Genomic DNA, 24,079 nt, shown 5'->3' with positions numbered 1-24,079 from the left:
ATTCATTCGACCGAACCGTCGAATTTATTCGACGGGATCGACGTCGAGCGCAAGCTGGGCGTCGGGCTGCCCGGGGTCGCCTCGCCGCCGTAGCGGCGCCGGTGCCGGTCCGGGCCTCCGTTCAATATCATCGGCAATTTCGCGGGCGCGTTGCACCACTTCAGGCGGCAAACCGGCCATTTTCGCCACCGCGATGCCGTACGAACGGCTGCTCGACCCGTGCAGCAGGCGATGCGAGAAGACCGGGCCGCCCGGCTCCTCGGCCACCGCGACGTGCATATTCTCGACCGCGGGAAAGCGGCCCGAGAGGCGGACCAGCTCGTGGAAGTGGGTCGCGAACAGCACCATCGGCATCGCGCGGTCGAGGCTGAGCAGATACTCGCTGACCGCCTGCGCGATCGCCAAACCGTCGGTGGTGCCAGTGCCGCGCCCGACTTCGTCGATGAGCAGCAGGCTCGCAGGCGTGCAGCCGCGCAGCACGAGCGCCATCTCCGCCATCTCGACGTAGAAGGTCGACCGCCCGGCGGCGATGTCGTCGCCGGCGCCGATGCGCGTGAAGAGCCGCTCGATGATGCCCATGCGCGCGGACGCGGCGGGCACGAACGATCCCATCTGCGCCATGATCGCGAGCAGCGCGGTCTGCCGCAGATAGGTGGACTTGCCGCCCATGTTCGGCCCGGTGATGAGCAAGAAGCGCCGCTGCGCGTCAAGCCGCGCGTCGTTTGGCACGAAGTCGACGCCGCCATATGCTTCGACGATGGGATGGCGCGCTGACTCGACGTCAAGCTCGCTGCCGGCGAGCATCTGCGGGCGCACGTAGCGGCGCTCGCCCGCCACTTGCGCGAGCGACGCCAGCACGTCGATCTGCGCCACCGTCTCGGCCGTCGCGAGCAGCGTTTCGCGCGCGACGTCGACGGCGGCCAAGAGCTCTTCGAAGAGCTCCTTTTCGAGCGCGATCTGGCGCGAGCGCGCGGAGAGGATCTCCGCTTCAAGCGTGCGCAGGTCGGCGTCGGTGAAACGCTCCGCGTTGACCAGGGTCTGACGGCGCACGAAATCCGCGGGCACCGCGGCGGCGTTGGCGCGCGTGACCTCGTAGTAGTAGCCGAACGCCTGCGTGTACTTGATCTTGAGCGACTTGATCGCGGTGCGCGCGCGCGTGCGTTCTTCGAGCGCCAGCAGATGGTCGCGGCTGCGGGTGCGCAGCTCGACGAGGTCGTGCAGCTCGGGGCGGTACTCCGGCCGCAGCGCGCCGCCATCCGCGATCAGCGCGGGAAGATCGTCGACGAGCGCCTCATCGAGCAGGCGGGCGATCTCATCGCCGGCGCCCGCGAGCGCGGCGTGCATCGCTTGCAGCTGCGCATCCTTGGCCTGGACGAGGACGTCGTGCAGCGCCCGGATGGCATGCAGCGAGGCGCGCAACGCGCCAAGATCGCGCGGACCGGCGCGGCGCGAGCGGACCTTCTGCACGATGCGCTCGACGTCGCCGATGCGTGCCAGGCATTCTTGCAGCGACTCGCGCCACGAGGGCGCGTCCACCAGCGCTTCGACGCGCTCGTGCCGCCAAGCGATCCGCGCGACGTCGAGCAGCGGAGCGCACAGCCATTGCGCCAGCATGCGGCTGCCCATCGGCGTCTTGGTCCGCGCGAGCACGTTCAGCAGCGAGGCGCGCGAATTCTCGCCTGCCCCGCTCAACAGGTCCAGGTGCCTGCGCGTCGCAGGATCGATGAGCATCGAACTGCGCGCAAGGCGCGCCCGCGCGCGCGCCACGACGGCGGCGCCGTCGAGGCGCACATGATCGAGGTAGGAGCGCAGCAGCTCGAGGGCGGCGCGCGCCGCGGGGCGCTCGTCGCGCGCGAACGATGCGAGCGTCTCCGTTGGGGCTTCCTTTTGCTCTATCCCGTCAGCGATCGAGTCCGATGCAGAGCCGGATGGATCAACGGCGATGCGGCAGCCGTCGCCGACGAACGCGCGCACGCGCGCGGCGTCCTCGTCGCTCTCGACGATGATCTCGGCAGGCGTCGCGCGGTCGAGCTCGGCCGCGAGATCGTCGTCGCCGTCGGCGACGGCGACGGTCGCCGCGCCGGTCGAAACGTCTGCGCTGGCGACGGCGGTGTGGCCGGCAGCGGTCGCGACCGCTGCGAGATAGTTGTTGCGCTCGGAGGCGAGCAGATGGTCTTCCAGCACGGTACCCGGGGTGATGACGCGGATGATCTCCCGGCGGACAAGCCTGTTCGGCGCAGGCGGCTCCATCTGCTCGGCGATGGCGACCACGCGCTGTTGGCGGATGAGGCGCGCGAGGTAATGATCGAGGTTGTGGTGCGGCACGCCGGCCATCGCCACGCGTTTTCCCTTGCCCGCTTCTTTGGAGGTGAGCACGATGCGAACCGATGCCGCCAAGTCCTCCGCGTCATCGCCGTAGGCCTCGTAGAAATCGCCGACGCGCGAAAGCAACAGCGCCTCGGGATACTGCGCCTTGAGCTCGAGATACTGGGCGATGAGCGGCGAGGTGATCGTGCCGTCGGCCGGCACGACCGGCGCACGGCCGGCGTCACGCTCGTTGCGATCCTCGTGCGGCGCTTTCCGGGATATGGAGCGGTCGAGTTTACTCGACCGCACTGAGAGTTGCGGCCGGCGCGGCCACGCTGCCCGCTAGGCCCCACGAGAAGGCCTGTTCGATGACGACGTCGGTGACCGGAGCGAACGCCGTGCGCTCGTCGCGCGGATAGATCACGGTCGTGTTATGCCCGGTCTTGCCCGCCATCTTGGACGCGTCTTTCTTCGACGGTCCCTGCGCGAGCACGCTCACCGTTTCGCCCAGGAACGATTCGTTGAAGCGCCGCGTGACGTCGTTCTGCGCCGCGTTGACCGCCTGCAGACGCCGGATCTTCTCCTCCGGCGGGACCTGCGGCTCCATCGTCGCCGCCGGCGTGCCGGTGCGCGGCGAGAACGCGAAGATGAACGCGTATTCGAAGGTCCCGCGCTGCACCAGATCGAGCGTCGCGAGGAAATCTTCTTCGCTCTCGGTCGGATAGCCGACGATGAGGTCGGTGGTCAAAGCCCAGCGCGACAGGCGCTCGCGGAAATAGGCGATCTTGTCGAGGTACTCCTCGATCGTGTACAGCCGCGCCATCGCCTTGAGCACGCCATTGCTGCCGCTCTGCACCGGCAGATGCAAACGCGGCTGCACGTGGGGCAGCTGGGCGAGCGCGTCGACGACGCGCGGGCCGAAATCTCTCGGATGCGAGGTCAGGAACGTCAGGCGCTCGAGCCCTTCGATGGCGCCGATGCGCAGCAGCAGCTCGGCGAAATCGAGTTTCTCCGGCTCCCAATAGTATGAATTGACGTTTTGCCCGAGCAGCGTGATCTCTTCGGCGCCGCAGCGGATCTCGCGGCGCACCTGCGATTCGATCTCGGCCGGATCGATGCTCTCGAGCGGCCCGCGCGTGTACGGCACGATGCAGTACGTGCAGAACTTCTCGCAGCCGCGCGTGATGTTGACGAGCGCGCGCAGATGCGAGAACCCAGGTCTGTCGTCTTGACCCGGATCGTCTTCTGCCGAGGGCATCGCGAAGTCGGTCTGCGGCGGCGGCGCGTCGGTAGGCACGCCCCACGAGCCGAGCAGCGCCTTGAACTTCTTATAGTCGCGCGGGCCGAGCAGCGCGTCGACGTGCGGCGCCTTCTTACGCATGATCTCGCGGTCTTTTTCGGCCAGGCAGCCGGCCACCAGCAGCTTCATCGCCGGGCGGCGTTCCTTGATCGGTTTGAGCGCACCGAGGCGGCCGTACACGCGGGTCTCCGCCTTCTCGCGGATGGCGCACGTGTTGACGATGACGATGTCCGCCTCGTCCGGCTGGTCGGTGAACGTGCATCCCATGGACCACGCCTGATGCGCGAGGCCGTTGGAATCGGCGATGTTCATCTGACAGCCGAACGTCTGGAGATAGACCGAAGGCATGGGCGACGGTTCGCGCCCGCGCTGGACCTCGCCTGTGATGGACGCGTGCTAGCCCTTGGCGCGCTGCATCATGCTCTTTGGTCGGTCGAACGCCGAACAGTCTCCACGATACACGCCGGGGAGGCTTTGCGCGAACGCGCCGCTCGCGACGAGACCGTTATCGCGATCGACGAACACGAGTCCATGATTGTCGTAGCGGCAAGTGTCTGAGAGGTCGATCACCGCGAGCCCGCCGTGCGGTCCTGCCAGCACCTGTGTCACGATTCCGGACGGCGTATCGCCTCGGCTCGATATTTGAGCCGCAACTTGGGCATACGGAAGGGCCATCGCGATCGCCGCTTGCTCCGGCCGCTGTTCGCCGTCGATCTGGAAGGTGAATCGGTCGCCAGACCGGCTGATCGCCAGCGAATGCGGGCCCTCGCCGATCGCGAAATCGCGGTAGTCGAGCGAGCGGCCTGGCCCCTTATAGCCGATGTACGCGCGGAGCCGCCGGTCGACCTCGGGCCGGCGCATGAGGCCGATCTCCACGTACTTTTGGGTATCCTTTTCATCGACGATGTAGACGGAGTCGGCGAACCAGTGACGATTTTTGGGAACATCTGGCAGCGTGAGCCGAGCCACGACCACGTCGCCGCTCGTTCCTGAAAGAGGCACGGCGATATCCGGACCAAGCGCGTACCGCCCGCTCTCGGCCACCGACGCTGACTGCCGTATCGCGCTTGCGAATCGCGTGCTAAGCACGTAAAAACCGAAGACGATGAGGCCCACCAGGGCGACGAGCGCCAGCAGCAGCACAACGACGAGGATGCGATCCTTCCTTTGGTCCGCCTCGTCCACCGCGTGCTATTTCCCGCTCATGTGCTGCAGCAGCGATTGCGGCAGATATAACTTGCCCGAGATCATCGCCGGCGCGATCGACAGCAGTCCCTCTTTGCCGTTCAGCGTGTAGGTGCGCGACCCCAGCGCGCAGCGCAGGTCCGCGCCGCCGTACTTGATCTCCACCTGGCTGCCGTTGACGGCGACGTCTTGCGCAGGGATATAAGAAGAAACCGGCTCGAGGATGTCGCCTGCGGGCCCGCCGGGCTCGCCCGCGGTGATGGACACCGTCGTCGTGGTGTCCGGGTAGATATTGACGTCGCGCGTCGAGCGCTCGTCCGGCTTGCCGATGATGGTGACGATGTGGTAGCCAGCCGTAAGCTTCGCGCCGGTCATCGGGATCACGCCGATCCTCTTGCCGTCCACGAGCACGGTGGCGCCGGCCGGTGAGCCGCGCACGTCGAGCGCGCCGTAATCGCGCGACGCGCTCGCCGCGCTGGTGTGCGCCAGCGTGAGGCTGACCTGCACCACTTGGCCTACGCTCACCTCGACGGTCGCGCTTTGCGCTTCCCAGCCCGTACGCGTGGCGACGATCGTGTGCTTGCCGGTGGAGAGCAGGTCGACGAACGCGGGCGTCCGGCCGACGTACGCGCCGTCCACCCAGATGTCCGCGCCGAGCGGCAGCGTAGTCACGAATGCACCGCCGTGCGGCGGTAGTTGCGTGGCGGCGACCGCGACCGCGAGTACGAGTGCGAGCATCAGCGCTGCGTGGTCTCCTTGTGCCGGGAGATGCGACCTTCGCGGCGAATGCCCCTATGCCGTGTCATCCGCTCCGCTCGTCGCTCTCGTCGGACGTCCGAACGTGGGCAAGTCTTCGCTGTTCAACCGACTCGCCGGCACGCGCCAAGCGATCGTCGATCCAACCCCCGGCGTGACGCGCGACCGCTTGTATGCTCCTGTCGAATGGGCCGGGCGCACGCTCACCGTCGTCGACACCGGCGGCATCGAAACCGGCGCGCTCAAGGACGTCGCCGCGCAGACGCGCGCGCAGGCGGAGCTGGCGATCCGCGAAGCCGACGTGGTGGTGTTCGTCGTGGATTCGCAGACCGGCGTGATGCCGGGCGACATCGACGTCGCCGAGCTGCTGCGACCGCAGCGCGCCAAGGTGCTGCTCGTCGCCAACAAAGTGGAATCGCCTACCACTGCGGCCTCGATCTACGAGTTCACTTCGCTGGGCTTTGACGTGCCGATGGCCGTCTCGGCGATCCACGGTCTGCAAAGCGGCGACCTGCTCGACGCGATCGTCGCCAAGCTGCCGCCCGAAGCCGAGCCGGCAGGCGACGAGGACGAGAACACGATCCGCCTCGCCATCGTCGGCCAGCCGAACGTCGGCAAGTCGTCTTTGGTCAACGCCCTGCTGGGCAAAGAGCGCGCGATCGTCTCGCCCGAGCCCGGCACGACGCGCGACGCGACCGACACGGCGATCGAATCCGGCGGACGGTCGTACGTCATCATCGACACCGCCGGCGTGCGCAAGACGGTCAAGACCGGGCCGGCCATCGACTATTATTCAAGCCTGCGCGCGGTCGCCGCGATCGGCAAGAGCGACGTCGCCTTGCTGGTGATCGACGCGACCGTGGGCGTCACCTCGCAGGATCGGCGCATCGCCGGACTGGCGATCGAGGAAGGCAAAGCGTTCGTCCTGTTGGTCAACAAGTGGGACCTCGTCGATCCGGCGACCATCGACCGCAAAGAGACGGAGGCCGCGTTGCGCGCCGAATTCTCGTTTGCGCAGTACGCGCCGATCCTCTACGCATCGGCCCTGACCAAGAAGAACGTCCACAAGATCTGGGCGACCGTGGCGGCGGCGTTCGACGAGCGCCGCAAGCGCGTGCCGACCGCCAAGCTCAACCAAGTCGTGCGCGACGTGTTCCGCGTCCATCCGCCGCCGGGCTTCCGCGGGCGCGTGCTCAAGTGCCACTACGTCACCCAGGCAGGCACCTCGCCGCCGGAATTCGTCTTCTTCGTCAACGACCCGGAGCTGGTGCACTTCTCGTACGAGCGCCATCTCGAGAACTCGTTGCGCGCCGCGTTCGGCTTCGTCGGCACGCCGATGCGCCTGGTCTTCCGGCCGCGCGTCAAGCAAGACATGAAGAAGAGCGATGAGATCATCATCGCAGGAGCCGCCGAGGGCGAACGGCCGTGAACGTCTCGCTGCCCGAAGCGCTGCTGATCGTCGCGGCGTACCTCATCGGATCGATTCCGTTCGGCGTGCTCGTCGGCAGAGGGCTCTACGGCGTCGACCTGCGCACCGTGGGCAGCGGCAACATCGGCGCGGCCAATGCGCTGCGCGCGATGGGTTTTTGGGGCGGCGTGCTGACGCTGGGCGGCGACGTCCTCAAAGGCATCGTGCCGAGCGCGATCGCGGTCTACGTGCTGCACTCCTCACCGTTGGTCATCGCCACGGTCGGGCTTGCGACTATCGTCGGACACAACTGGTCGGTCTTCTTGCACTTCGAAGGCGGAAAAGGCGTGGCCACCGGATTAGGGGTGCTGATCGTGCTGTCGTTCTACGCCGCGCTCGTGTGGGCGGTGGTGTTCCTCGCGACCGCGATCATCAGCCGGTACGCGTCGCTGTCTTCGATGCTGGCGACCGCCTCCGCGCCGATCGCGCTCTACGCACTGCACGCGCCCTGGCCATATATCGCGTACGCGGTCATCGTGCTCGTGCTCGTGCTGTGGCGGCACCGGACCAACATCGAGCGTCTGCGGGCCGGCACCGAACCGCGCATCGGGCAGAAGACAAGTCAAGGAGCCACATGATCTCGACCAATGATTTTCGGACCGGCGTCTCCGTCATCGTCGACGGACAGATCTGGACCGTCGTCGATTTCCAGCACGTCAAACCCGGCAAGGGCTCGGCGTTCGTGCGCACGCGCTTGAAGAATCTGCTGCGCGGCAACGTCTTGGAGAAGACGTTTCGCGCCGGCGAGATGCTGCAGCGTGCCATCATCGACACGCGCGAGATGCAGTACCTGTATAACAGCGGCGACGAATACCATTTCATGGATCAGACCAACTACGAGCAGATCCACCTCGGCCGCGACATCCTGGGCGACGGCACCGAATTCCTCAAAGAGGGCATGACCATCGAAGTGCAGTTCCACGACGGCAAAGTGATCAGCGCGTCGCTGCCCAACCACGTTGAGCTCAAGGTCGTCCAAACCGATCCAGGTTTCCGCGGTGACACGGCGACCAATCTCACCAAGCCGGCGACGCTCGAGACCGGCGCGGTCGTGCAGGTGCCGATCTTCATCAATCCCGACGACACGATCCGCATCGACACGCGCGACCGCAAGTACATCAGCCGCGTCTGACCCGCCACCGGCGGCACAGCGCCCCTTTCTCGGCATGCGAACGGCGCTTGAGCGCGAGCTCGTAGCGCAGCGCGGCGCCTTTGTCCGAAAAGCGTTTGGTGAACGCGAGCGTCACGGGTCGGCGCCCGCGCAGCGCCTTCGATCCTTTGCCGGCGTTATGCGCGCCGATGCGCGCGACCGGATCGAGCGCGTAGCCGCAGTAGAACGAACCGTCGCGCGTGCGCGCGAGATAGACGTAGTGCCAGCGGCGCCTTATCGCGCGCAGGACGCATCACCCCGGGCCTGCAAGGGTCGGCCGATGAGCACGCTCGTGCGTTTTGCATGCCGGACGGGTTTTCATGCCCTGGTTTGAAGCGGCCGGCTTCATCGTCTTCGGCTTTTTCGTCGGCACCTATGGCAGCATGGTCGGCGTCGGAGGCGGCTTTCTGATCGTTCCGCTGCTGCTGTTCCTGGGCGCGCCTGCGCGCGTCGCAGCAGGCACGTCGCTGGCCGTCGTGCTTGCCAATTCCACGTCGTCAACGCTGTCGTATCTGCGCCAGAAACGCGTCGACGTCAAGAGCGGACTGATCTTTTCCGCTGCCGGCGTCCCGGGCGCGCTCTTGGGCGCGTATGCCGACCAGCATGTGCCGCATCGCGTGTTCACGCTGCTCTTCGGCCTGCTGCTCGTCGCGGTCGCCGTGCGCGCCTTCCTCGCGCGCGACCCGCCGCCGCCCATGCAGTCTCAGTCCGAAACGGCGCCGGCCGAGGGGCAGCTCAGCCGCGATTTCGTCGACGCGCAAGGCGTTCGCCACAGCTATCGTTTCAATGTCTGGGGCGCGATCGGCGTGTCTGCAGCCACGGGTTTCCTGGCGAGCATGTTCGGCATCGGCGGAGGCGTTGTCCAGGTCCCCGCGATGGTGTACCTGTTCGGCTTTCCCACGCACATCGCAGTGGCGACCTCCCAACTCGTCATCGCTATCACCTCAGCGGTGGGCACCGCATCGCACGCGTATTACGGCGACATCATGCTTGCGCCGGCGGTATTCTTGGCGATCGGCGCGATCGCAGGCGCGCAGGTCGGTGCGCACTTGGCATCGCGCTTACAGCCCGGCCCCCTTATGCGCTGGTTCTCGCTCGCGGTCGCCGCGGCGGCGCTCTATCTGATCTACAGCTCCGCGTTCAAGCACTAACCGGCGCCCGTCCAACGCTTGAACAGCTCGTTCGGCACGCCCAAGGCGTCGAGCGCCTTGCCGACCGCGTGGTTGATGATGTCGTCCACCGACTTCGGCTTCTGATAGAAGCCCGTGATGGGCGGTGTCAGCACCGCGCCCAACTCGGCCAAGCGCGTCATGATCCGCAGATGTCCCAGATGCAGCGGCGTTTCACGCACCGACAGGACGAGCCGGCGCCGCTCCTTCAAGCAGACATCAGCGGCGCGCACGAGCAGGTTGTCGTTCATCGAGTACGCGATCGCCGCGGCGCTTTTCATCGAGCATGGGATCACGAGCATGCCGTCGGTCCGAAACGAGCCGCTCGAGACCGCTGCGGCCAAGTTGGTCTCGTCGTGCACGTGATCGGCGAAGCGCTCGACGTCGGCCGGCGCGAAATCCGTCTCCAACGCCAAGGTGCGCTTGGCCTGTGCGGTCATGATGAGATGGGTCGTTGTGCCGGGGATCGCGTGCAGCGCTTCGAGCGCGCGCACGCCGAGGATGCTGCCGCTCGCGCCGGTGATGCCGACGATGTAGGTGGGCATCGGCTACGTGAGGACGATCTCGCGCACGCGCATCTCGACGCGCGAGTCGAAGCGCCGCGGCGAGCACCGCGCGCACGACACGCGCACGCCGGGGCGGCGCTTGCGGGTGAGCGCGAGCCGGCAGCGCGGGCATTCCAAGACGTAGCGCCGGCGGCTGCTCCGGCGCGCGACCGGCAGATTGTGATAGATGCTGTCGAGGCCGACCTCGCTCATCTTGGCCTTGAACTCGCGCCCGTGGCCGCTGGGGAGTCCCGTGTGGAACAGCCACGCGTGCACCATCTCATGAAGCAGCGTGTCGCGCACGTGGGCGGGATGGCGCGACAGCAGCGGAATCGACAGCTCGATCAAAGCCGGGCGATAGCTGATGCGGCCGGTGACCGTGGTCAGACGCGCGTTGTATTTGATGCGGTGCGCGCGGAGCACGCCGTTGAAATGCTCGAGGTTGAGCCGCGCGAAGAGCAACTGCAGGTCTGCGATCGACGGCAGGCTGACCGGCGCGATGCGCTCGGCAGAAGCAAATGACACTACGGGGGATGCACCTTCGCGCTCGCGCGGGGGCTCCCTTCGGCGCGCGTGCGGCGGTCGAATGAATTCGACCGCTACATGCGAACCGGTGGGGCATGAAGCTGTACGTCTCGGCAGACATGGAAGGCATCGCGGGTATCACGTCGGTCGAGCAGACCAATCCGGTCGGCCAGCCCGAATACGCGCGCTCGTGCGAGCTGATGACCGGCGAGGTCAACGCGGCGTGCGAAGCGGCGCTGGCCTCGGGCGTCAAAGAGATCCTCGTCAACGACTCTCATTGGAACATGCGCAACATCATCCACGAGCAGCTGCCGCCATCGGTGCGCTTGATCCGCGGGAGCCCCAAGCCGCTGTCGATGAACGAAGGGCTCGATCCGTCATTCGGCGCCGCGGCGTTCATCGGCTATCACGCGGGTGCAGGCACGCACGATGCGGTGCTCGACCACACCTACACCGGGGAAACGGTCTACGAAGTGCACATCAACGGCCAGGCCTGCAGCGAAGCGCGCATCAATGCCGCGGTCGCGGGCTCCTTCGGCGTGCCCGTCATCTTGCTGTCAGGCGATCAGTCGGCGTGCGAGGATGCGCGCAGCTTCTTGCCCTGGGTACAGACCGTCGAGGTCAAGCGCGCGATCGGGCGGTACGCGGCCGATTCGCTCTCCCCGCACGAAGCCCGCGCCGCCATTGCAGCCGGCATGAAGCGCGCGCTCGCCGAGGCCCCGAAACGGGGCGCCCAACCGTACCGCTTCGACAGCCCAGTGACGCTGGATATACGCTTCACGTCGACCGCCAAGGCCGATATGGCGGCGCTGCTGCCCGGATCTGAGCGCATCGGCGGGCGGTATATCCGCTATGCGCACGACGATTTTCTCACGGTTTTCCGGGCTTTTCGGGTGCTCATGACCCTGGGTGGGTCCGTGGATTAGAGGGGCTGCAAAAAACTTCTCGAGCGGGCTGTAACAAAACGGGGGGCCACCCGGTCTTGTGAATAGCCGGGTGACGCTCGTGCGGTCCCCCAAGGATAAGGCGCACCCGGCACCATGAACCGATAGAGGCGCGGACCACAGTTTGGATCCGCGCCTATTTGCGTCACGAAGTCGGGGCGCCGACCTCTTCGCCCGGCTTGTCGGGCGCGGCGGATTCGGGGCGCTCCTCACCCGTCGTCGGCGCCTCCTCGGCTACGACCTCCGGGGCCGCAGCTGCCGCGGGCTCGACGGCTTCAGACGCGGCCACGGGCGCGGGTGCGGTTGCGGGCGCGGATGCGGCCTCTGATGCCGGCTCCCAATCGTAGTCAGATGGATTGAGGCCCTCAGGGCGCAGGCTGTTGGCGTGCAGCCAGTCGAGCGCGAGGTGATAGTGCCGCTTGGTGCGATAGCCTAGCCAGCGCCGGCGCAACGTGTCGTCTTCGTCGACCGCCTCGCGGAAGCGCCGAAACGCGCCCTTGCCCGAGATCGCGGTGCGCAGCCGCCCGGCGACGGCGATGTCCTCCACCAGGCTGATGAAGTCGGACATGATGCCGTAGCGCACCTCGGTCGTCACCGGCGAGATCTTCTTCATCTCCGGATCGGCGTCGGCTTGCGCGATACGCACATTTTCTTGATCGCCGAGATTGTGCATGAAGTGCTCGACCGCGTGCGTGTTGAGCTTGTAGTACGCCACGCTGTCGACGTCGCCGCCGGTCAGCGCCGTTCCCAGCTCGTCGAGCAGCTGACTGCGCTTGATCGGTCCGGGCCGCACGACTCGTGCCGGCGCCCGCGCAGCGACGCTGACCGCCGCTTCGATGCCCAGCGCCTTGCGGATGTCCGCCGGATCGACCGACGGAAGGCCGAGATGGCCGAGGCGGACGTGGTGGCCGGCGAGCTCGATCAGCAGGTCATCGAGTTTGCGCCGCGTTTGCGGGTCGCCGATCGCATCGACCGGGGAGACGCCGTCGAGGTCCGGCAGGGGGCGCCGGATCCATTCGGCCGTGATGTGCGTGTTGTCCGTCGTGTCCTTCATAGCTGTCCTGTCTTTCCCGCCCTTGGGAAGTCATGTCTTGGCGCTGACCGGGCGTCCGAGACTTTCGGCGATGGTCAGCACGTCGTCCTCGGTCAGGCCTAGGCCGTTGATGCCCGCATAGTATTGATTGATGATGTCGTGCGTGCGCCCAGTCAGTGCGCGTTCCTCACGCACGCGTTTGACCTCTTCGAGCACCCGTTTGGCCAGCGCCGCGTCCACGGTGACTCCCGCCTTGGCGAGCTTGGCCTCGTTCTTCTTGAGCGCAGCCTCGATGACCGACATCCCGCTGTGCTTGCCGTAGATGAAATGCATGTGGCCGCCCACCAGCTCCGCCGGCACCGCTTCGTACATGCGCCGGTCGATCAGCATGGCGTGCGTGTGGATGCCCGATTCGTGCGCGAACACGTTGGCGCCGATGATCGGCTCGTGCGCCTGGATAGGATACCCGGAGACCGATTCCATGAAACGCGCCAGCTCCCACAGCTTGTTGTACTTGAAACCGGGGATGTCGACGCCGTAGAGGACCTTGAGCGCGGTGACGACTTGGTGCAGCGGCACGTTGCCCGCGCGCTCGCCGTAGCCGTTGGCCGTGACCGTGAAGGCCTTGAAGCCGCACGCCAGCGAGGTGATGCAATTGATGGTGGCCAGACCGTAGTCGTTGTGGAAGTGGTTGAGCAGCGTGACGTCTTTGGGCATGGCTTCGACGATGCGCGTGCTGTGCCAGCGCGTCGCCTCGGGCGTCAGGCAGCCGACCGTGTCGGGCCATGACGGCCGCGTGGCGCCCGCGGCCAAGCCAGCTTTGAACAGCTCGATGAAGTAGTCGACGTCGCCGCGGCTGCCGTCTTCGCCGCCGAACTCCACGCGTTCGACGCCGTGGTCGCGCGCGTAGCGGATCGCATCGCACTGCATGCGGATGTTCGCCTGCCGGAAGAACGACAGCGGTAAGTCGAGCCACTCCGATTCGGACTTGCCTTCGCGCGCGAGCAGCGCTTTGCCGATCTTGTATTTCATGTGCAGATCGCTGCCCGAGGTGAAGACGAAGAACGTGACCGCGCTGGGCGCGACCTGGATCTCGTGCAGCGCGGTCAGCGTCGCGTCGATGTCCTTGCTCGTCGAGCGGCACATGACGACGACGTCGAGATCCTCGCGGATCTCGCCTTTGCGCTTGCCGTTCATGATCAGCTGCAGCGAGCGGCGCTCATCATCGGAGACGGCGGGGAAACCGACGTCCATGATGTGCACGCCGATGTCGGACAGGCGCCGGCAGATCTCATACTTGGTCTCCGGCGTATAGGCGATGCCGCACATCTGCTCGCCGTCGCGCAACGACGTGTCGTAGATGCGCAAGTCCGATGCCGGCGGAAATGTGATGTTCTTGGTATACTCGCGCGGGTCGCGGATGAGCTGCTCGATCGGCTCGCGGAATTCCATGGGACCCTAGGGTTCGACGATAATCTCGCCACGCATTCCGGCTGAATAATGAAAGAAACAGCCGTAGAGGAAGGTGCCGGGCGACGCGGCGACGAGCGGCGCCGAGCTGGCGCCGGGCGCGATGACGCCGCTGCTCCACGGCTCTGCGCCGATCGTGCCGAAGGGTTTGAGCACGGCCTCGGTCCAGCGCGGTTCGCCGAAACGCGCCGCACCGGGCAGGCCGGTCGCGGTGTGCTGCGCCTGCTGATCGGCGTTGACGAAGACGATCGCATCGCCGACGTGCACGTGAACGATTGCCGGCGCGACACCCACGGAATCACCGGCGGCCAGATGCGTGATCTTGGCGTTGCGCTCGAGGCCCAACGTCACCGTGATCGGAGCGTTTGTCGCCTGCGCGTTGCGCGGCTCGACGCCTAACGCAAGCGTCGCCGCAAACGCGGCGGCCAAGCAACCCAGCCCGATTCGTCCCACGATACTAGACAGTTGTGTCCTCCCTAACCGGGCACGTATCGCCCCTATCACAGTTTTCGGCTTTCCCAAGAGAGAACGTAGCCCTTTGGCGCATGGTTCCGGGTAACAGGTGGCATGCCCGAAAGGTCCTACTGGATGTGAGCAAAGTGCGCCGCTCTTCATTGTCTTTGGTGCGCGGGCCGTTCGCGCGGTCCCGGGCGACTTTCTGGTCGCTCGAGACGGCGCCCGATGCCGCACCTCGCGCAGTCGCGGCCCTTGCGACCACAGCCCTCATCTGGGCGACGCTTTCCGCGTGGCATGCGCCGGCGACGCTCGCCGTGTTGGTCGTGTGCGCGGTCTTCATGGAGCTGTTCACCGGCGACATCATGCGCGCCGGCGGGCGCGTCATCGGCCCGTCGTTGGCGATCGTCGTCGCCGCGTTCGCGCTCTATGGCACGCCGGCCGCCGTGCTGGTCGGATTCGCGCGCGGCGGCGCGCGCTTGCTTTCCTCGCGCGCGCTGACCGGGTCTGACAGCGCCTTTATCCTCGCTGGATCGGTGTTCGGACCGCTTGTCGGCGGCGTGTTCGCCACTACGGCGGCCGCGTTCGGCATGCCGCTGCTCGGCGTCGGCGCGCTCTACGCGTTGTCCGCATACGCCGCGGAGGTGCTCGCGCCGGCAGCGCTGATGCGCAGCTCGGGGCCACCCTCGCTCGCGCTTGCGGGCGACGGCATCGCCGGTTGGGCGCTGACGGCGTTTTGCGCGTTGACCGGGCTCGGATACTTGTTGGCCGGCGACATCGCGGCGCGGCATTGGAGCGCGCTCGTCTATTTCATCGTGCCGCTGGTCGTCATCCGCCTCTCGTACTCGGCGCTGCGCGCCCGCTCCGAGCGTTACCTCGCGGCGCTCGAGCACGAGAACATCGAGTTCTTCGACAAGATCGGCAAGCTCGATCGCATCAACGGCGATCTCATCGAAGCGCTGGCGTTCGCGGTCGACTACCGCGACGGCGTCGACAGCGGCCGTTCGCGCCGCGCCGCGCAGATGGCGGCCGCGATGGGTCAAGCGCTTGGACTGCCGCCGGTCGAGCTCGAGATGCTGCGCCGCGGCGCGCTGCTGCATGACGTCGGCATGCTCGCCATGCCCGGCCAGCGCACGCCGCGCCACATCGAGGTCGGTGCGCGGCTGGTCGCGCGCTGGCGCGACTATCGCCAGATCGCCGAGATCGTCGAGCAGCACTGCGAATTGTTGGACGGCAGCGGCTATCCGCGCGGCTTGCACGGCAACGACATCTGCATCCCTGCGCGCATCGTCGGGGTCGCGACCAAGTACGTCGAGCTGACGACGCAGCGCCCGCAGGGAGCCGGCATGTCGCATGAGGAGGCGGTCGCCGAGATCCTCTCCCTGACGCCGCACAAGTACGATCCGATGGCGGTCGAGGCGCTTGAAGCGGCCATTGCGCCGGCGACGGCCGACGTGCTGCCGCTAATCCGCCGCTAGGCCTTGTCGCGCCAGCGGTAGGCTCAAGGTCACGGTCGTGCCCTTGCCGGACTCGCTCCACAATTCGGCGCTGCCGCCCATGCGTTCCATCGCCGTCTTGACGATCGCCAGGCCCAGACCCGACCCGGTGACGTCGCCGCGCATCTCGCCGCGGAAAAAGCGCTCGAACGCGTGGGCCTGCTCGTCCGCCGGCATGCCGGGACCGTCGTCGCTCACTTCGATGACCGCGCGCCCGTCGTCACGCCGGGCACTGACCTCGACGTGGGCGCCGGGGGCATGTTTGGCAGCGTTCTCGATCAGATTGCGCACCGCGTCGCGCAGCTCTGCCGGATGGGCGCGCACCTGCAACGGACCGGGAGCGTCGAGGGAGAGCGCGCCTGCGGGCACGAGCGGACGCGAGCTCTCGGCGGCGTCGCGCGCGACGCGCGCCGCATCCACCAGTTCGAGCTCGGCATGCGGTTGATTGTCAAGGCGCGCGAGCGCGAGCAGTTTGTCGATGAGATGACGCATGCGTTCGGTCTCGACGGCGATCGTTTCTAAGATGTCGTTGGCGACGCGCGGCTCGGTCACCGCGCCGCGCCGCAGCACGGAGACGTAGCCGGAGATCACCGTCAGCGGCGTGCGCAGCTCGTGCCCTGCGTCGGCGGAGAACTGGCGCATGCTTTCCTCGGTCTTGCGGCGCTGCTCGAACGCCGCGCCGACCCGTTCGGCGGCCGAGTTGTACGCGTTGGCGAGCGCGGTGACTTCGCCGGGCGCGCCGCGCACCAGCGTACGGCGCGAGAAATCGCCGCGCGCGAGACTGTCCAGCGCGTTGGTGACGTCGACGATGGGCGCGAGCGCCTGGCTCGCGAGCACGCGGCCGGCCACCCAGCCGATGATGAGCGCGATGGCGAGCACGATGGCCAAGGTGAGCCAGTATGGGCCGAGGTTGAACAGCAGAAAATCGAAGGCAGGTTGGATCGTGATGTAGCCGCCCGGATAGGGCACGAAGCGCAGCGGTCCGCGGTCGGCCGGCATGACGCCGCGCTTGACGCCGACGTATTCCGACCCGATGGTGGACTGCTGGATATCGCCGGCCAAGAAGCGCCCTTCGTTGTCGAACACCGCGCCGTGCAGGCCGAGGCTCTCCAGATCGTTGGCGACGGCGGGCGCCAGCAGACGCAGCGCGCTCTCGTTCGAGCCGAGCGCGGTGCCAAGCACGCGCACGTTGGCGGCGGGCGCCATGAGCATGGCATGGGTCTCTTGATCGAGCATGCGAACGAGGATCAGGGACGACGCCACCACGACAAACGCGAGCAGCGCGACCAGGACGATCGCGTACCAGGCGGTGAGGCGGTTGGCGAGGGAGTTCACGGGAGGTCGTCTTCGCGCAATGCGTAGCCGACTCCGCGAACCGTATGGATGATGCGCTTGCTCTCGCCGCCGTCGACCTTGGCGCGCAGGTATGAGATGTACGTCTCGACGATGCCGACCTCGCCTTCGAAGTCGTGGCCCCACACCTGCTCGAGCAGCTGTTCTTTGGTGAGCACGCGCCGCGGCACGCGGATCAAGGCGACGAGCAAGTCGAACTCGCGCGGCGTCAGCCCGATGCGCCGTCCACCGCGCAGCACTTCGCGCGTCTCGACGTTGACCGTCAGATCGTCGTAGCGCAGTTCGGCGCCGGCGGCCAGCTTGGGCCGGCGCAGCGCCGCGCCCAGGCGTGCGAGCAGCTCTTCGAACGCGAACGGCTTGGCGAGGTAGTCGTCTGCTCCTCGGTCGAGCGCGACGACCTTGTCCGGGATATCGCCCTTGGCGGTCAGCATGATGATCGGCGCTTCCGTCTTCTTGCGCAGCATCGGCAGCAGCGTGAAGCCGTCGATCTTGGGCAGCATGACGTCGAGGATGATGATGTCAGGCTCCCACTGGCCGACGAGATCGAGCGCCTGCGCGCCGTCGGCGGCCGAGCGCACGGTGTACCCCTCGCGGGCAAGCCCAAGCTCGAGCATCTCGCGCACGTGGCGTTCGTCGTCGACGATGGCGACCTTCGGAGTTGTTTTCATGGCCTTTGTAGACTATCGGTTCTGGCTGGGAAAGTGCTGTGCGCTGCGGCATGGCGCCCCTTTCACCCGCCCAGGTAGGCCGCCGCCACCGCCGCATCGCCCGCGATGTCTGGCGAGGCTCCTTGCTTGACGACGTTGCCGCGTTCCAGGACATAGGCGTAGTCGCTGATCGCCAGCGCCTGGCGCGCGTTCTGCTCGACCAGCAAGATCGACAGGCCCTCTGCGCGCAGCTGCTTGATGATCGCGAAGATCTGCGCGACGAGCAACGGCGCGAGTCCCATCGACGGCTCGTCGAGCAGCAACAGCTTCGGGCGTGCCATCAGCCCGCGCGCGATCGCGAGCATCTGCTGTTCGCCGCCCGACAGCGATCCTGCGGCCACATCCGCGCGTTCGCGCAGGACGGGGAAGCGTTGGAACATCGACTCGACATCAGCCGCGATCTGGGCACGGTCACGCCGCGTGAACGCGCCGACCTGAAGATTCTCGCGCACGCTCATCTGCGCGAGGATGAGACGGCCTTCCGGAACCTGCACGAGCCCGGCGGCGACGATGTCGTGGGGCTCAAGCCCGCTGATGCGCCGGCCGGAAAGTTCGATCGTGCCGGCGCTCGCGCGCACGATACCCGAAATGGCCAACAGCGTCGTCGTCTTGCCCGCGCCGTTCGCGCCGATGATCGTGGCGACGCGTCCCTGTTCCAGTCGCAGGCTGATGCCGTGCACCGCCTCGACGCCGCCGTATCCTGCGCGCAGGTCGCGCACGTCCAGCAGCGCTGCTCCGTTCGTGCCGCTTGCCGCGCCTCCCGCGCCGCTCATGCGCCGCTCTCCACGCCCAAGTATGCCTCGACGACGCGCGGGTCGTTGCGCACCTGCGCCGGCGTGCCTTCTGCGATCTTCTCGCCGAAGTCGAGGACCGCGATGCGATCGCATGCCGACATGACGAGCGCCATGTCGTGCTCGACGAGCAGCACGCTCATGCCCCGCTGGCGCACGAGGCGGAGGATCTCTTCCCGCAAGCGCTCCGTTTCCACCGGATTGAGTCCGGCCGCCGGCTCGTCCAGCAGCAGCACGCTCGGCTGCGCCGCGATCGCGCGCGCCAACTCGACGCGGCGCTGCTCGCCGTGCGCGAGGTTGCGCGCCTCGACATCTGCGCGATCGCCCAGTCCAAGCTCCTCAAGCAATTCGCGCGCGCGTCGCCGCAGCGCGCGCGCACGCGCGAGCGTGGGCGGCCATCCGAGCAGTTGGCCGAACAGCGAATCGTCCGCTTTGAGATGCATGCCGGCGACGACGTTGTCGAGCGCGGTCATGTGCGCGAACAAGCGCGATGTCTGATATGTGCGCGCGATCCCAAGCGCAGCGATCTCGTATGGCTTGGCGCGATCGATGCGGCGCTCCCCAAACGTGATCGTGCCGCTCGTCGGCGCGGTCAGGCCCGTCATGAGGTTCAGCACGGTCGTCTTGCCTGCGCCATTGGGACCGATGAGGCCGAACAGCGCACGCTCGGGCAGCTGCAGCGTCAGGTCCTTGACCGCGCGCACGCCGCCGTATGCCTTGGTCACGCCGTGCAGCGCGATCATCGGCGCGCCCGCCCGCGGAACACCGACCATAACCCTTGCGGCAAGAAGATGATGACGAGCAGCAGGATCACCCCATTGACGACGTCGCGATAGTTCCCCAAGAAGCGCAGCGCCTCGGGCAGGATCGTGAGCAGGCCCGCGCCGAGAATGGGGCCGCCGACCGAGCCCATGCCGCCGACGACCGCATAGGCGAGCATGTCGACTGCTTTGGAAAAACCGTAGTCGCTTGGGCTGATGAAAAAGGATGAGAAAGCTGCGAGCGCGCCTGCGTAGCCGGCGATGAAGGCGCCGATCGCGAACGCGAGCAGTTTGTAGGCAGACGGGTTGATGCCAAGCCCGGACGCCGCCACCTCGTCCTGCGCGATCGCGGCGAAGGCGCGGCCCGCGCGCGAGCGCGTGAGGCGCCAGAGCGCGAACGTGATCAGCGCGAGCGAGCCGTAGATGATCGGCGTGTTCGCCAAGGGCGGGATGCCGGCGATGCCCTCAGCGCCGCCCGTGATGCTCAGGTTGACCGCGAAGATGCGCACGATCTCGCCGAAGCCGATGGTCGCGATCGCCAAGAAGACGCCGCGCAGCCGCAAGACCGGCCAGCCCAAGATCAGTCCGGCGATCGCGGCCAGACACGACCCGGCGAGCACAGCTCCGAAGAACGGCCAGTGGCCGCGCATGACCAGCAGCACCGACGTGTACGCGGCGATCGCCATGAACCCCATGTTGCCGAGCGAAAGCTGGCCGCAGGCCAGCGTGACCCAGACCGAGAGCGCCAGCAGCGAATTGATGCCGATCTGATTGATGAGAGCCGAGTGCGCGGCGTAGAACGCCGGTAGCGCGTGCACGTGGCTAGGCCGCGCGCAGGCTGCGCTTGCCGAGCAGGCCGGTCGGACGGATGATCAGGACCAGGAACAGTATCGCGAAGACGATCGCGTCGCGATAGCCCGAGCTCAAGTACGCGACCGACAGATCTTCCGATAGTCCGATGAGCAGCCCGCCGAGCATCGAACCCGGGATCGAGCCCATGCCGCCGAGGATGATCACCGCGAGTCCCTTGAGCTCGACCGTCGAGCCCATCACCGAACTCACCGTGTTGAAGTTGAGCGCGAACAGGATGCCGGCCACTGCGCCGAGCGCGGACGCGATGAAAAACGTCTGTGCGTAGACCGCTTCGAGGTCGATGCCGACCAGCTGCGCCGCGCGCGGGTTCTCCGCGACCGCGCGGATCGCGCTGCCCAGACGCGTGTAACGCAGCAGCGCCTGCAGCCCGATCATCAGCGCGAGGCTGGCGACGAAGATCGTGAGCTGCATGATCGTGAAGGTCGCCGGTCCGAGCGTGACCGTCGGCGTGCGCACGACGTCGAATGGGAAGTGTCGCACGTCCGGTCCGAAATAACCGTTCGCCATGGCGACGTAGATCATGCCGACCGCGATGCTTGAGATGAGCGGCGCGAGCGGGCCGGCCTGGCGGCGGCGCAGCGGCCAGAACGCGACGCGGTCGAGCACCACGCCGGCCACGCCGCCGGCGAGCGCACCGCCGAGCACAGCGGCGAGCACGGGCACGCCCTTGAGCACGAGCACCAGCGCAGTGAACGCGCCGATCATGAAGATCGACGCATGCGCGAGATTGAGGATGTCGAGCACGCCGAAGATCAGCGTGTAGCCGAGCGCGAAGAGCGCGTAGACCGCGCCGATGAACAATCCGTTGACGAGCTGCTGGACTAACATGGGGATGAGGCGGGCGGACGGCGTGAGAGGGGTTCTGAGAAGACGAGGCCTCTGAGGCGGCGAGAGCCGCCGAAGGAGCCGCGGAGATTCAAATCTTCCGAATCCGCGAGCGCGCCGAGGCGCCAGAACCCCTTCACGCCGTCCAGCCGGTTAGAAGCCCACGAAGCGGCCGTTATGCACCATCAGCACGACGCCATCACCTGACGCGTCACGGTTGCCCGTGAACGAAAACGCGCCGAGCACGGTGTTGACCGGCTTCATCGACTTCATCGCGTCGCATACGTCTTTGGGTGAGAACGACTTGGCGGCCGTCAGCACGTTCTCCATGATCTGCGCGGCCGCGAACGCCTGGGCGGCGAACTGATCGGGATCCTTGAGGAAGCGCACGCGATATGCTTGGACGAAATCGAGGTTGCCGGGCGTCTGCGCGCCGATCGCCCATGCGGCTCCCACCACGACTCCTTCAGCGGCGCCGCCCGACAAGCTGTAGACTTGCGGCGAGTTCAAACCGTTGCCGCCGACGATGTGCGCCTTGATGCCCAGTGTGTGCGCATCGGAGACGATATGACCCGCTTCGACCGCCAGCGCGCCGACGAACAAAAGATCCGGATTCGCGCCTTTGATATTGGTGAGCTGCGCCTGAAAATCGACGTCGCCTTTGGAGAACGTCTGCGTCGAGACGATCTGGACGTGCTGCGCGTCCAGCGCGGCTTTGGCGACCTCGTAATCGGTCTTGGTGAACGCGTCGTCGTTGCCGTAGATGATGGCAGCCGTCTTGACGTGGTAGCGCTCGATGACGGCCTTGAGCGCGTGCGGCACGACCGCCGCTTCGGTCAGGGAGTCGCGAAAGACGCAAGGTCCCATCGCGGTGACGCCATTGGCGGTGTTGGAGATGCCGAGCACCGGCATGCCGGCGGCGACGGCGATCGGGTCGGCCGCAAACGCTTCGCTCGACAAGGTGGGGCCGATGATCGCGGCCACCTTGCCACCCGTCGTGAACGATTGGAACAGATTGACGGCTTGGCCCTTTTGCGAGGCCGCGTCTTCGATGTCGAACGTCAGGTGCACGCGGCCGTTCTTGTTGACGTAGTCCTGGCCGAGCATCAGCCCGTTCTTCTGCCCGTCTCCGTACGAGCCGGCTGAGCCGCTGATGTCGAAGACGGCACCGACGCCGGCATCGCCGCTTGCCGCCCGCGCGGGGCATGCGCTGAGCACGAGCAGCGCCGCGGCGGAAAATGCGAAAAACGCCCGAGTAGAGCTATGCATCGTCAGTCAGCCTTTCGTGCGACGCGCAAAGGGTTGGCGGATAGTACGCGCCGGCGGAGGAAGCGACCTCCCGGGGTAGCCCGCCCACCCACCGAGCTAGGAGGCGTAGATGGCCGGCGTCGCAGACGTGCCTGAGTTTTTCAACGCGGCGCTGCATTTCGTCGATCGCAACGTCGAGCTTGGTCGCGCCGGCAAGATCGCGGTCGAGTGCGGCGATCGCGCATTGACATACGGCGACGTGCTCGCGGGCGTCAACCGGACCGCGAATCTGTTCATCTCGCTCGGCGTGCAGGTCGAGCAGCGGGTCGCGATGCTGCTCCCCGACTGCCCGGAATTCGTCGACTGTTTCTTCGGCGCGATGAAGATCGGCGCGGTCGCCGTTCCGACCAACACGCTGCTCAAGCCGCACGACTATCGCTACATGCTCGAGGACAGCCGTGCGCGCGCGCTCGTCGTCTCCACATCGCTGTGGGGTTCGGTCGAGCCGATCATCGACGAGCTGCATCATCTCGCCGTCATCGCGGTTGTGGACGACGCGGGCACCGGCATGCCGCCGGATCCGGGCGTGCCGGTCGTCGATTTCCGCCACGCGTGTGCGGCGGCCGCGTCGACGTTTGACGCCTATCGGACGAGCAAAGACGACGCGGCCTTTTGGCTGTACAGCTCGGGCACGACCGGTTTCCCGAAAGGCACGATCCATCTGCACCATGACATGGTGTTCTGCTGCGACACGTTCGGCAAGCATGTGCTGGGGATCAGCGAGCACGATCGCACCTTTTCAGTCGCCAAACTCTTCTTCGCCTACGGCCTCGGCAACGCGCTCTACTTCCCCTTCGGCGTCGGCGCCACAACGATTCTCAATCCGGCGCGTCCGTTGCCCGAAGCGGTGCTCGAGATCGCGGCACGCAGCAAGCCGACGATATTCTACGCCGTGCCGACCGCATACGCGGCCATGCTCGAAGTGCCGGATGGACCCAAACGCTTCGATCTGTCGTCCGTGCGATTCGGAGTGTCCGCCGGCGAGGCGTTGCCGGCGGAGATCTACCGGCGTTGGAAAGAAGCGTTCGGCTTCGACATCATCGACGGCATCGGCTCGACCGAAGCAGCGCACATGTTCATCTCCAATCGCCCTGACATGATCCGGCCCGGGTCGTCAGGCCGCATCGTGCCCGGCTACGATGCGCGCATCGTCGACGCCGAAGGCGAACCGGTGCCGGTCGGACAGACCGGCCGTCTGCAGATCGCCGGCGACAGCATCGCCGCCGGCTATTGGAATCGCCACGAGAAGAACAAGGCGACGTTCCTGGGAGAGTGGTTGGACACCGGCGACACGTATCGCCAGGACGAAGACGGTTTTTATTGGTACGCCGGACGCAGCGACGACATGCTCAAAGTCGGCGGCCAATGGGTGTCGCCGGTCGAGGTCGAGAGCACGCTCGTCGAGCATGCCGCGGTGCTCGAGGCCGGAGTGGTCGGCGTGGCCGACGAAGTCGAGCTCGTCAAACCGGTCGCCTACGTCGTATTGCGGCGCGGACACGCGCCGTCCGACGAGCTAGCCGCCGAACTGCAGGCGTTCGTCAAGGCGCGCCTCGCCCATTTCAAGTACCCGCGCGCGCTGCACTTCGTGGACGAACTGCCCAAGACCGCGACCGGCAAGATCCAGCGCTTCAAACTGCGCGAGCGATCGAAGACGTAGGGG

Annotated in this window: 24 protein-coding genes; 7 read left to right on the top strand and 17 right to left on the bottom strand. The window is 66.7% G+C overall.

Annotated elements, in window-relative coordinates:
* Positions 1–24: 24 nt before the first annotated feature.
* The 4 genes from mutS to VKF82_04745 are packed head-to-tail and all read right to left on the bottom strand — an operon-like array spanning position 25 to position 5,530.
* On the bottom strand, positions 25–2,616 hold the full coding sequence (gene mutS / locus VKF82_04760) for a DNA mismatch repair protein MutS (GenBank protein HME81367.1): 2,592 nt from the start codon (positions 2,614–2,616) through the stop codon (positions 25–27).
* Complete coding sequence (miaB, locus tag VKF82_04755) at positions 2,603–3,955, bottom strand: tRNA (N6-isopentenyl adenosine(37)-C2)-methylthiotransferase MiaB (GenBank protein ID HME81366.1); 1,353 nt, start codon at positions 3,953–3,955, stop codon at positions 2,603–2,605. The genes mutS and miaB overlap by 14 nt, the downstream gene beginning before the upstream one ends.
* Before the next feature lie 48 nt (positions 3,956–4,003).
* The gene (locus VKF82_04750) at positions 4,004–4,792 is read right to left on the bottom strand and encodes a hypothetical protein (protein ID HME81365.1); all 789 of its coding nucleotides are present in this window, start codon (positions 4,790–4,792) and stop codon (positions 4,004–4,006) included.
* Between the two features lie 6 nt (positions 4,793–4,798).
* Positions 4,799–5,530, bottom strand: coding sequence for a PEGA domain-containing protein (locus VKF82_04745; GenBank protein ID HME81364.1), 732 nt, complete (start codon positions 5,528–5,530; stop codon positions 4,799–4,801).
* A 61-nt stretch (positions 5,531–5,591) separates the two neighbouring features.
* Here VKF82_04745 and der point away from each other — a divergent pair, with 61 nt between their 5' ends.
* Genes der through efp form a run of 3 tightly spaced genes read left to right on the top strand, consistent with a single transcriptional unit; the run spans position 5,592 to position 8,148 of the window.
* A complete protein-coding gene (gene der, locus VKF82_04740; protein HME81363.1) occupies positions 5,592–6,977 on the top strand; it encodes a ribosome biogenesis GTPase Der in 1,386 nt (461 codons plus the stop codon).
* Positions 6,974–7,594: a glycerol-3-phosphate 1-O-acyltransferase PlsY gene (gene plsY / locus VKF82_04735; protein ID HME81362.1), complete on the top strand. Its 621-nt coding sequence runs from the start codon at positions 6,974–6,976 to the stop codon at positions 7,592–7,594. Before der ends, plsY begins: the two co-directional genes overlap by 4 nt.
* Positions 7,591–8,148, top strand: coding sequence for an elongation factor P (gene efp / locus VKF82_04730; protein HME81361.1), 558 nt, complete (start codon positions 7,591–7,593; stop codon positions 8,146–8,148). The genes plsY and efp overlap by 4 nt, the downstream gene beginning before the upstream one ends.
* Here the strand turns inward: efp and VKF82_04725 are convergent.
* A complete protein-coding gene (locus tag VKF82_04725) occupies positions 8,135–8,404 on the bottom strand; it encodes a GIY-YIG nuclease family protein (protein ID HME81360.1) in 270 nt (89 codons plus the stop codon). The genes efp and VKF82_04725 overlap by 14 nt on opposite strands.
* An 82-nt stretch (positions 8,405–8,486) precedes the next feature.
* On the opposite strand from VKF82_04725, the gene VKF82_04720 reads away from it, so the two are divergent.
* Positions 8,487–9,317, top strand: a complete 831-nt coding sequence (locus VKF82_04720; GenBank protein HME81359.1) for a sulfite exporter TauE/SafE family protein — start codon at positions 8,487–8,489, stop codon at positions 9,315–9,317.
* Here VKF82_04720 and VKF82_04715 read toward each other — a convergent pair.
* The gene (locus tag VKF82_04715; GenBank protein HME81358.1) at positions 9,314–9,880 is read right to left on the bottom strand and encodes a UbiX family flavin prenyltransferase; all 567 of its coding nucleotides are present in this window, start codon (positions 9,878–9,880) and stop codon (positions 9,314–9,316) included. The genes VKF82_04720 and VKF82_04715 overlap by 4 nt on opposite strands.
* Positions 9,881–9,883: 3 nt before the next feature.
* Entirely contained in the window at positions 9,884–10,405 is a 522-nt protein-coding gene (locus VKF82_04710; GenBank protein ID HME81357.1) for a SprT-like domain-containing protein, read from the bottom strand.
* Between the two features lie 95 nt (positions 10,406–10,500).
* Here VKF82_04710 and VKF82_04705 point away from each other — a divergent pair, with 95 nt between their 5' ends.
* Entirely contained in the window at positions 10,501–11,331 is an 831-nt protein-coding gene (locus VKF82_04705; protein HME81356.1) for a M55 family metallopeptidase, read from the top strand.
* A gap of 163 nt (positions 11,332–11,494) precedes the next feature.
* Here VKF82_04705 and VKF82_04700 read toward each other — a convergent pair whose 3' ends face one another.
* From VKF82_04700 to VKF82_04690, 3 genes are read right to left on the bottom strand one after another with little or no spacing between them, the layout of a single operon-like run.
* On the bottom strand, positions 11,495–12,403 hold the full coding sequence (locus tag VKF82_04700; protein HME81355.1) for a UPF0158 family protein: 909 nt from the start codon (positions 12,401–12,403) through the stop codon (positions 11,495–11,497).
* A 30-nt stretch (positions 12,404–12,433) separates the two neighbouring features.
* Complete coding sequence (locus VKF82_04695) at positions 12,434–13,834, bottom strand: hypothetical protein (GenBank protein HME81354.1); 1,401 nt, start codon at positions 13,832–13,834, stop codon at positions 12,434–12,436.
* Between the two features lie 6 nt (positions 13,835–13,840).
* Positions 13,841–14,281 carry a hypothetical protein gene (locus VKF82_04690; GenBank protein ID HME81353.1) on the bottom strand — a complete coding sequence of 147 codons (441 nt, stop codon included), beginning with the start codon at positions 14,279–14,281 and terminating at the stop codon, positions 13,841–13,843.
* A 161-nt stretch (positions 14,282–14,442) separates the two neighbouring features.
* On the opposite strand from VKF82_04690, the gene VKF82_04685 reads away from it, so the two are divergent.
* Complete coding sequence (locus VKF82_04685) at positions 14,443–15,783, top strand: HD domain-containing phosphohydrolase (protein HME81352.1); 1,341 nt, start codon at positions 14,443–14,445, stop codon at positions 15,781–15,783.
* Here the strand turns inward: VKF82_04685 and VKF82_04680 are convergent.
* The 7 genes from VKF82_04680 to VKF82_04650 all read right to left on the bottom strand — a co-directional run bounded on the left by VKF82_04680 (position 15,769) and on the right by VKF82_04650 (position 22,380).
* Positions 15,769–17,136 carry a HAMP domain-containing sensor histidine kinase gene (locus tag VKF82_04680; GenBank protein HME81351.1) on the bottom strand — a complete coding sequence of 456 codons (1,368 nt, stop codon included), beginning with the start codon at positions 17,134–17,136 and terminating at the stop codon, positions 15,769–15,771. The genes VKF82_04685 and VKF82_04680 overlap by 15 nt on opposite strands.
* Entirely contained in the window at positions 17,133–17,822 is a 690-nt protein-coding gene (locus tag VKF82_04675; GenBank protein ID HME81350.1) for a response regulator transcription factor, read from the bottom strand. Before VKF82_04675 ends, VKF82_04680 begins: the two co-directional genes overlap by 4 nt.
* 62 nt (positions 17,823–17,884) lie before the next feature.
* Entirely contained in the window at positions 17,885–18,634 is a 750-nt protein-coding gene (locus VKF82_04670; GenBank protein ID HME81349.1) for an ABC transporter ATP-binding protein, read from the bottom strand.
* Positions 18,631–19,395 (bottom strand): ABC transporter ATP-binding protein, encoded by a 765-nt coding sequence (locus VKF82_04665; GenBank protein ID HME81348.1) that lies wholly within the window; start codon positions 19,393–19,395, stop codon positions 18,631–18,633. The genes VKF82_04670 and VKF82_04665 overlap by 4 nt, the downstream gene beginning before the upstream one ends.
* The gene (locus VKF82_04660; GenBank protein HME81347.1) at positions 19,392–20,231 is read right to left on the bottom strand and encodes a branched-chain amino acid ABC transporter permease; all 840 of its coding nucleotides are present in this window, start codon (positions 20,229–20,231) and stop codon (positions 19,392–19,394) included. The genes VKF82_04665 and VKF82_04660 overlap by 4 nt, the downstream gene beginning before the upstream one ends.
* Positions 20,232–20,235: 4 nt before the next feature.
* Positions 20,236–21,114 (bottom strand): branched-chain amino acid ABC transporter permease, encoded by an 879-nt coding sequence (locus VKF82_04655; protein HME81346.1) that lies wholly within the window; start codon positions 21,112–21,114, stop codon positions 20,236–20,238.
* Positions 21,115–21,264: 150 nt separating this feature from the next.
* The gene (locus tag VKF82_04650) at positions 21,265–22,380 is read right to left on the bottom strand and encodes an ABC transporter substrate-binding protein (protein HME81345.1); all 1,116 of its coding nucleotides are present in this window, start codon (positions 22,378–22,380) and stop codon (positions 21,265–21,267) included.
* A gap of 109 nt (positions 22,381–22,489) precedes the next feature.
* Between VKF82_04650 and VKF82_04645 the strand changes: the two genes are divergently transcribed.
* Entirely contained in the window at positions 22,490–24,076 is a 1,587-nt protein-coding gene (locus VKF82_04645) for a benzoate-CoA ligase family protein (protein HME81344.1), read from the top strand.
* Positions 24,077–24,079 lie beyond the last annotated feature (3 nt).

Source organism: Candidatus Eremiobacteraceae bacterium (assembly GCA_035314825.1).
Lineage (GTDB): Bacteria > Vulcanimicrobiota > Vulcanimicrobiia > Eremiobacterales > Eremiobacteraceae > JAFAHD01.
This window is presented reverse-complemented; position numbering and strand designations above follow the sequence as displayed.

Excerpts from the sequence above, each read along its gene's own strand:
- VKF82_04675 (HME81350.1), bottom strand. The coding sequence starts at position 17,822 with ATGAAAACAACTCCGAAGGTCGCCATCGTCGACGACGAACGCCACGTG.
- miaB (HME81366.1), bottom strand. The coding sequence starts at position 3,955 with ATGCCTTCGGTCTATCTCCAGACGTTCGGCTGTCAGATGAACATCGCC.
- VKF82_04705 (HME81356.1), top strand. The coding sequence starts at position 10,501 with ATGAAGCTGTACGTCTCGGCAGACATGGAAGGCATCGCGGGTATCACG.
- VKF82_04655 (HME81346.1), bottom strand. The coding sequence starts at position 21,114 with ATGTTAGTCCAGCAGCTCGTCAACGGATTGTTCATCGGCGCGGTCTAC.
- VKF82_04665 (HME81348.1), bottom strand. The coding sequence starts at position 19,395 with ATGATCGCGCTGCACGGCGTGACCAAGGCATACGGCGGCGTGCGCGCG.
- VKF82_04715 (HME81358.1), bottom strand. The coding sequence starts at position 9,880 with ATGCCCACCTACATCGTCGGCATCACCGGCGCGAGCGGCAGCATCCTC.
- efp (HME81361.1), top strand. The coding sequence starts at position 7,591 with ATGATCTCGACCAATGATTTTCGGACCGGCGTCTCCGTCATCGTCGAC.
- VKF82_04745 (HME81364.1), bottom strand. The coding sequence starts at position 5,530 with ATGCTCGCACTCGTACTCGCGGTCGCGGTCGCCGCCACGCAACTACCG.
- VKF82_04700 (HME81355.1), bottom strand. The coding sequence starts at position 12,403 with ATGAAGGACACGACGGACAACACGCACATCACGGCCGAATGGATCCGG.
- VKF82_04650 (HME81345.1), bottom strand. The coding sequence starts at position 22,380 with ATGCATAGCTCTACTCGGGCGTTTTTCGCATTTTCCGCCGCGGCGCTG.
- VKF82_04695 (HME81354.1), bottom strand. The coding sequence starts at position 13,834 with ATGGAATTCCGCGAGCCGATCGAGCAGCTCATCCGCGACCCGCGCGAG.
- VKF82_04720 (HME81359.1), top strand. The coding sequence starts at position 8,487 with ATGCCCTGGTTTGAAGCGGCCGGCTTCATCGTCTTCGGCTTTTTCGTC.
- VKF82_04670 (HME81349.1), bottom strand. The coding sequence starts at position 18,634 with ATGAGCGGCGCGGGAGGCGCGGCAAGCGGCACGAACGGAGCAGCGCTG.
- VKF82_04645 (HME81344.1), top strand. The coding sequence starts at position 22,490 with ATGGCCGGCGTCGCAGACGTGCCTGAGTTTTTCAACGCGGCGCTGCAT.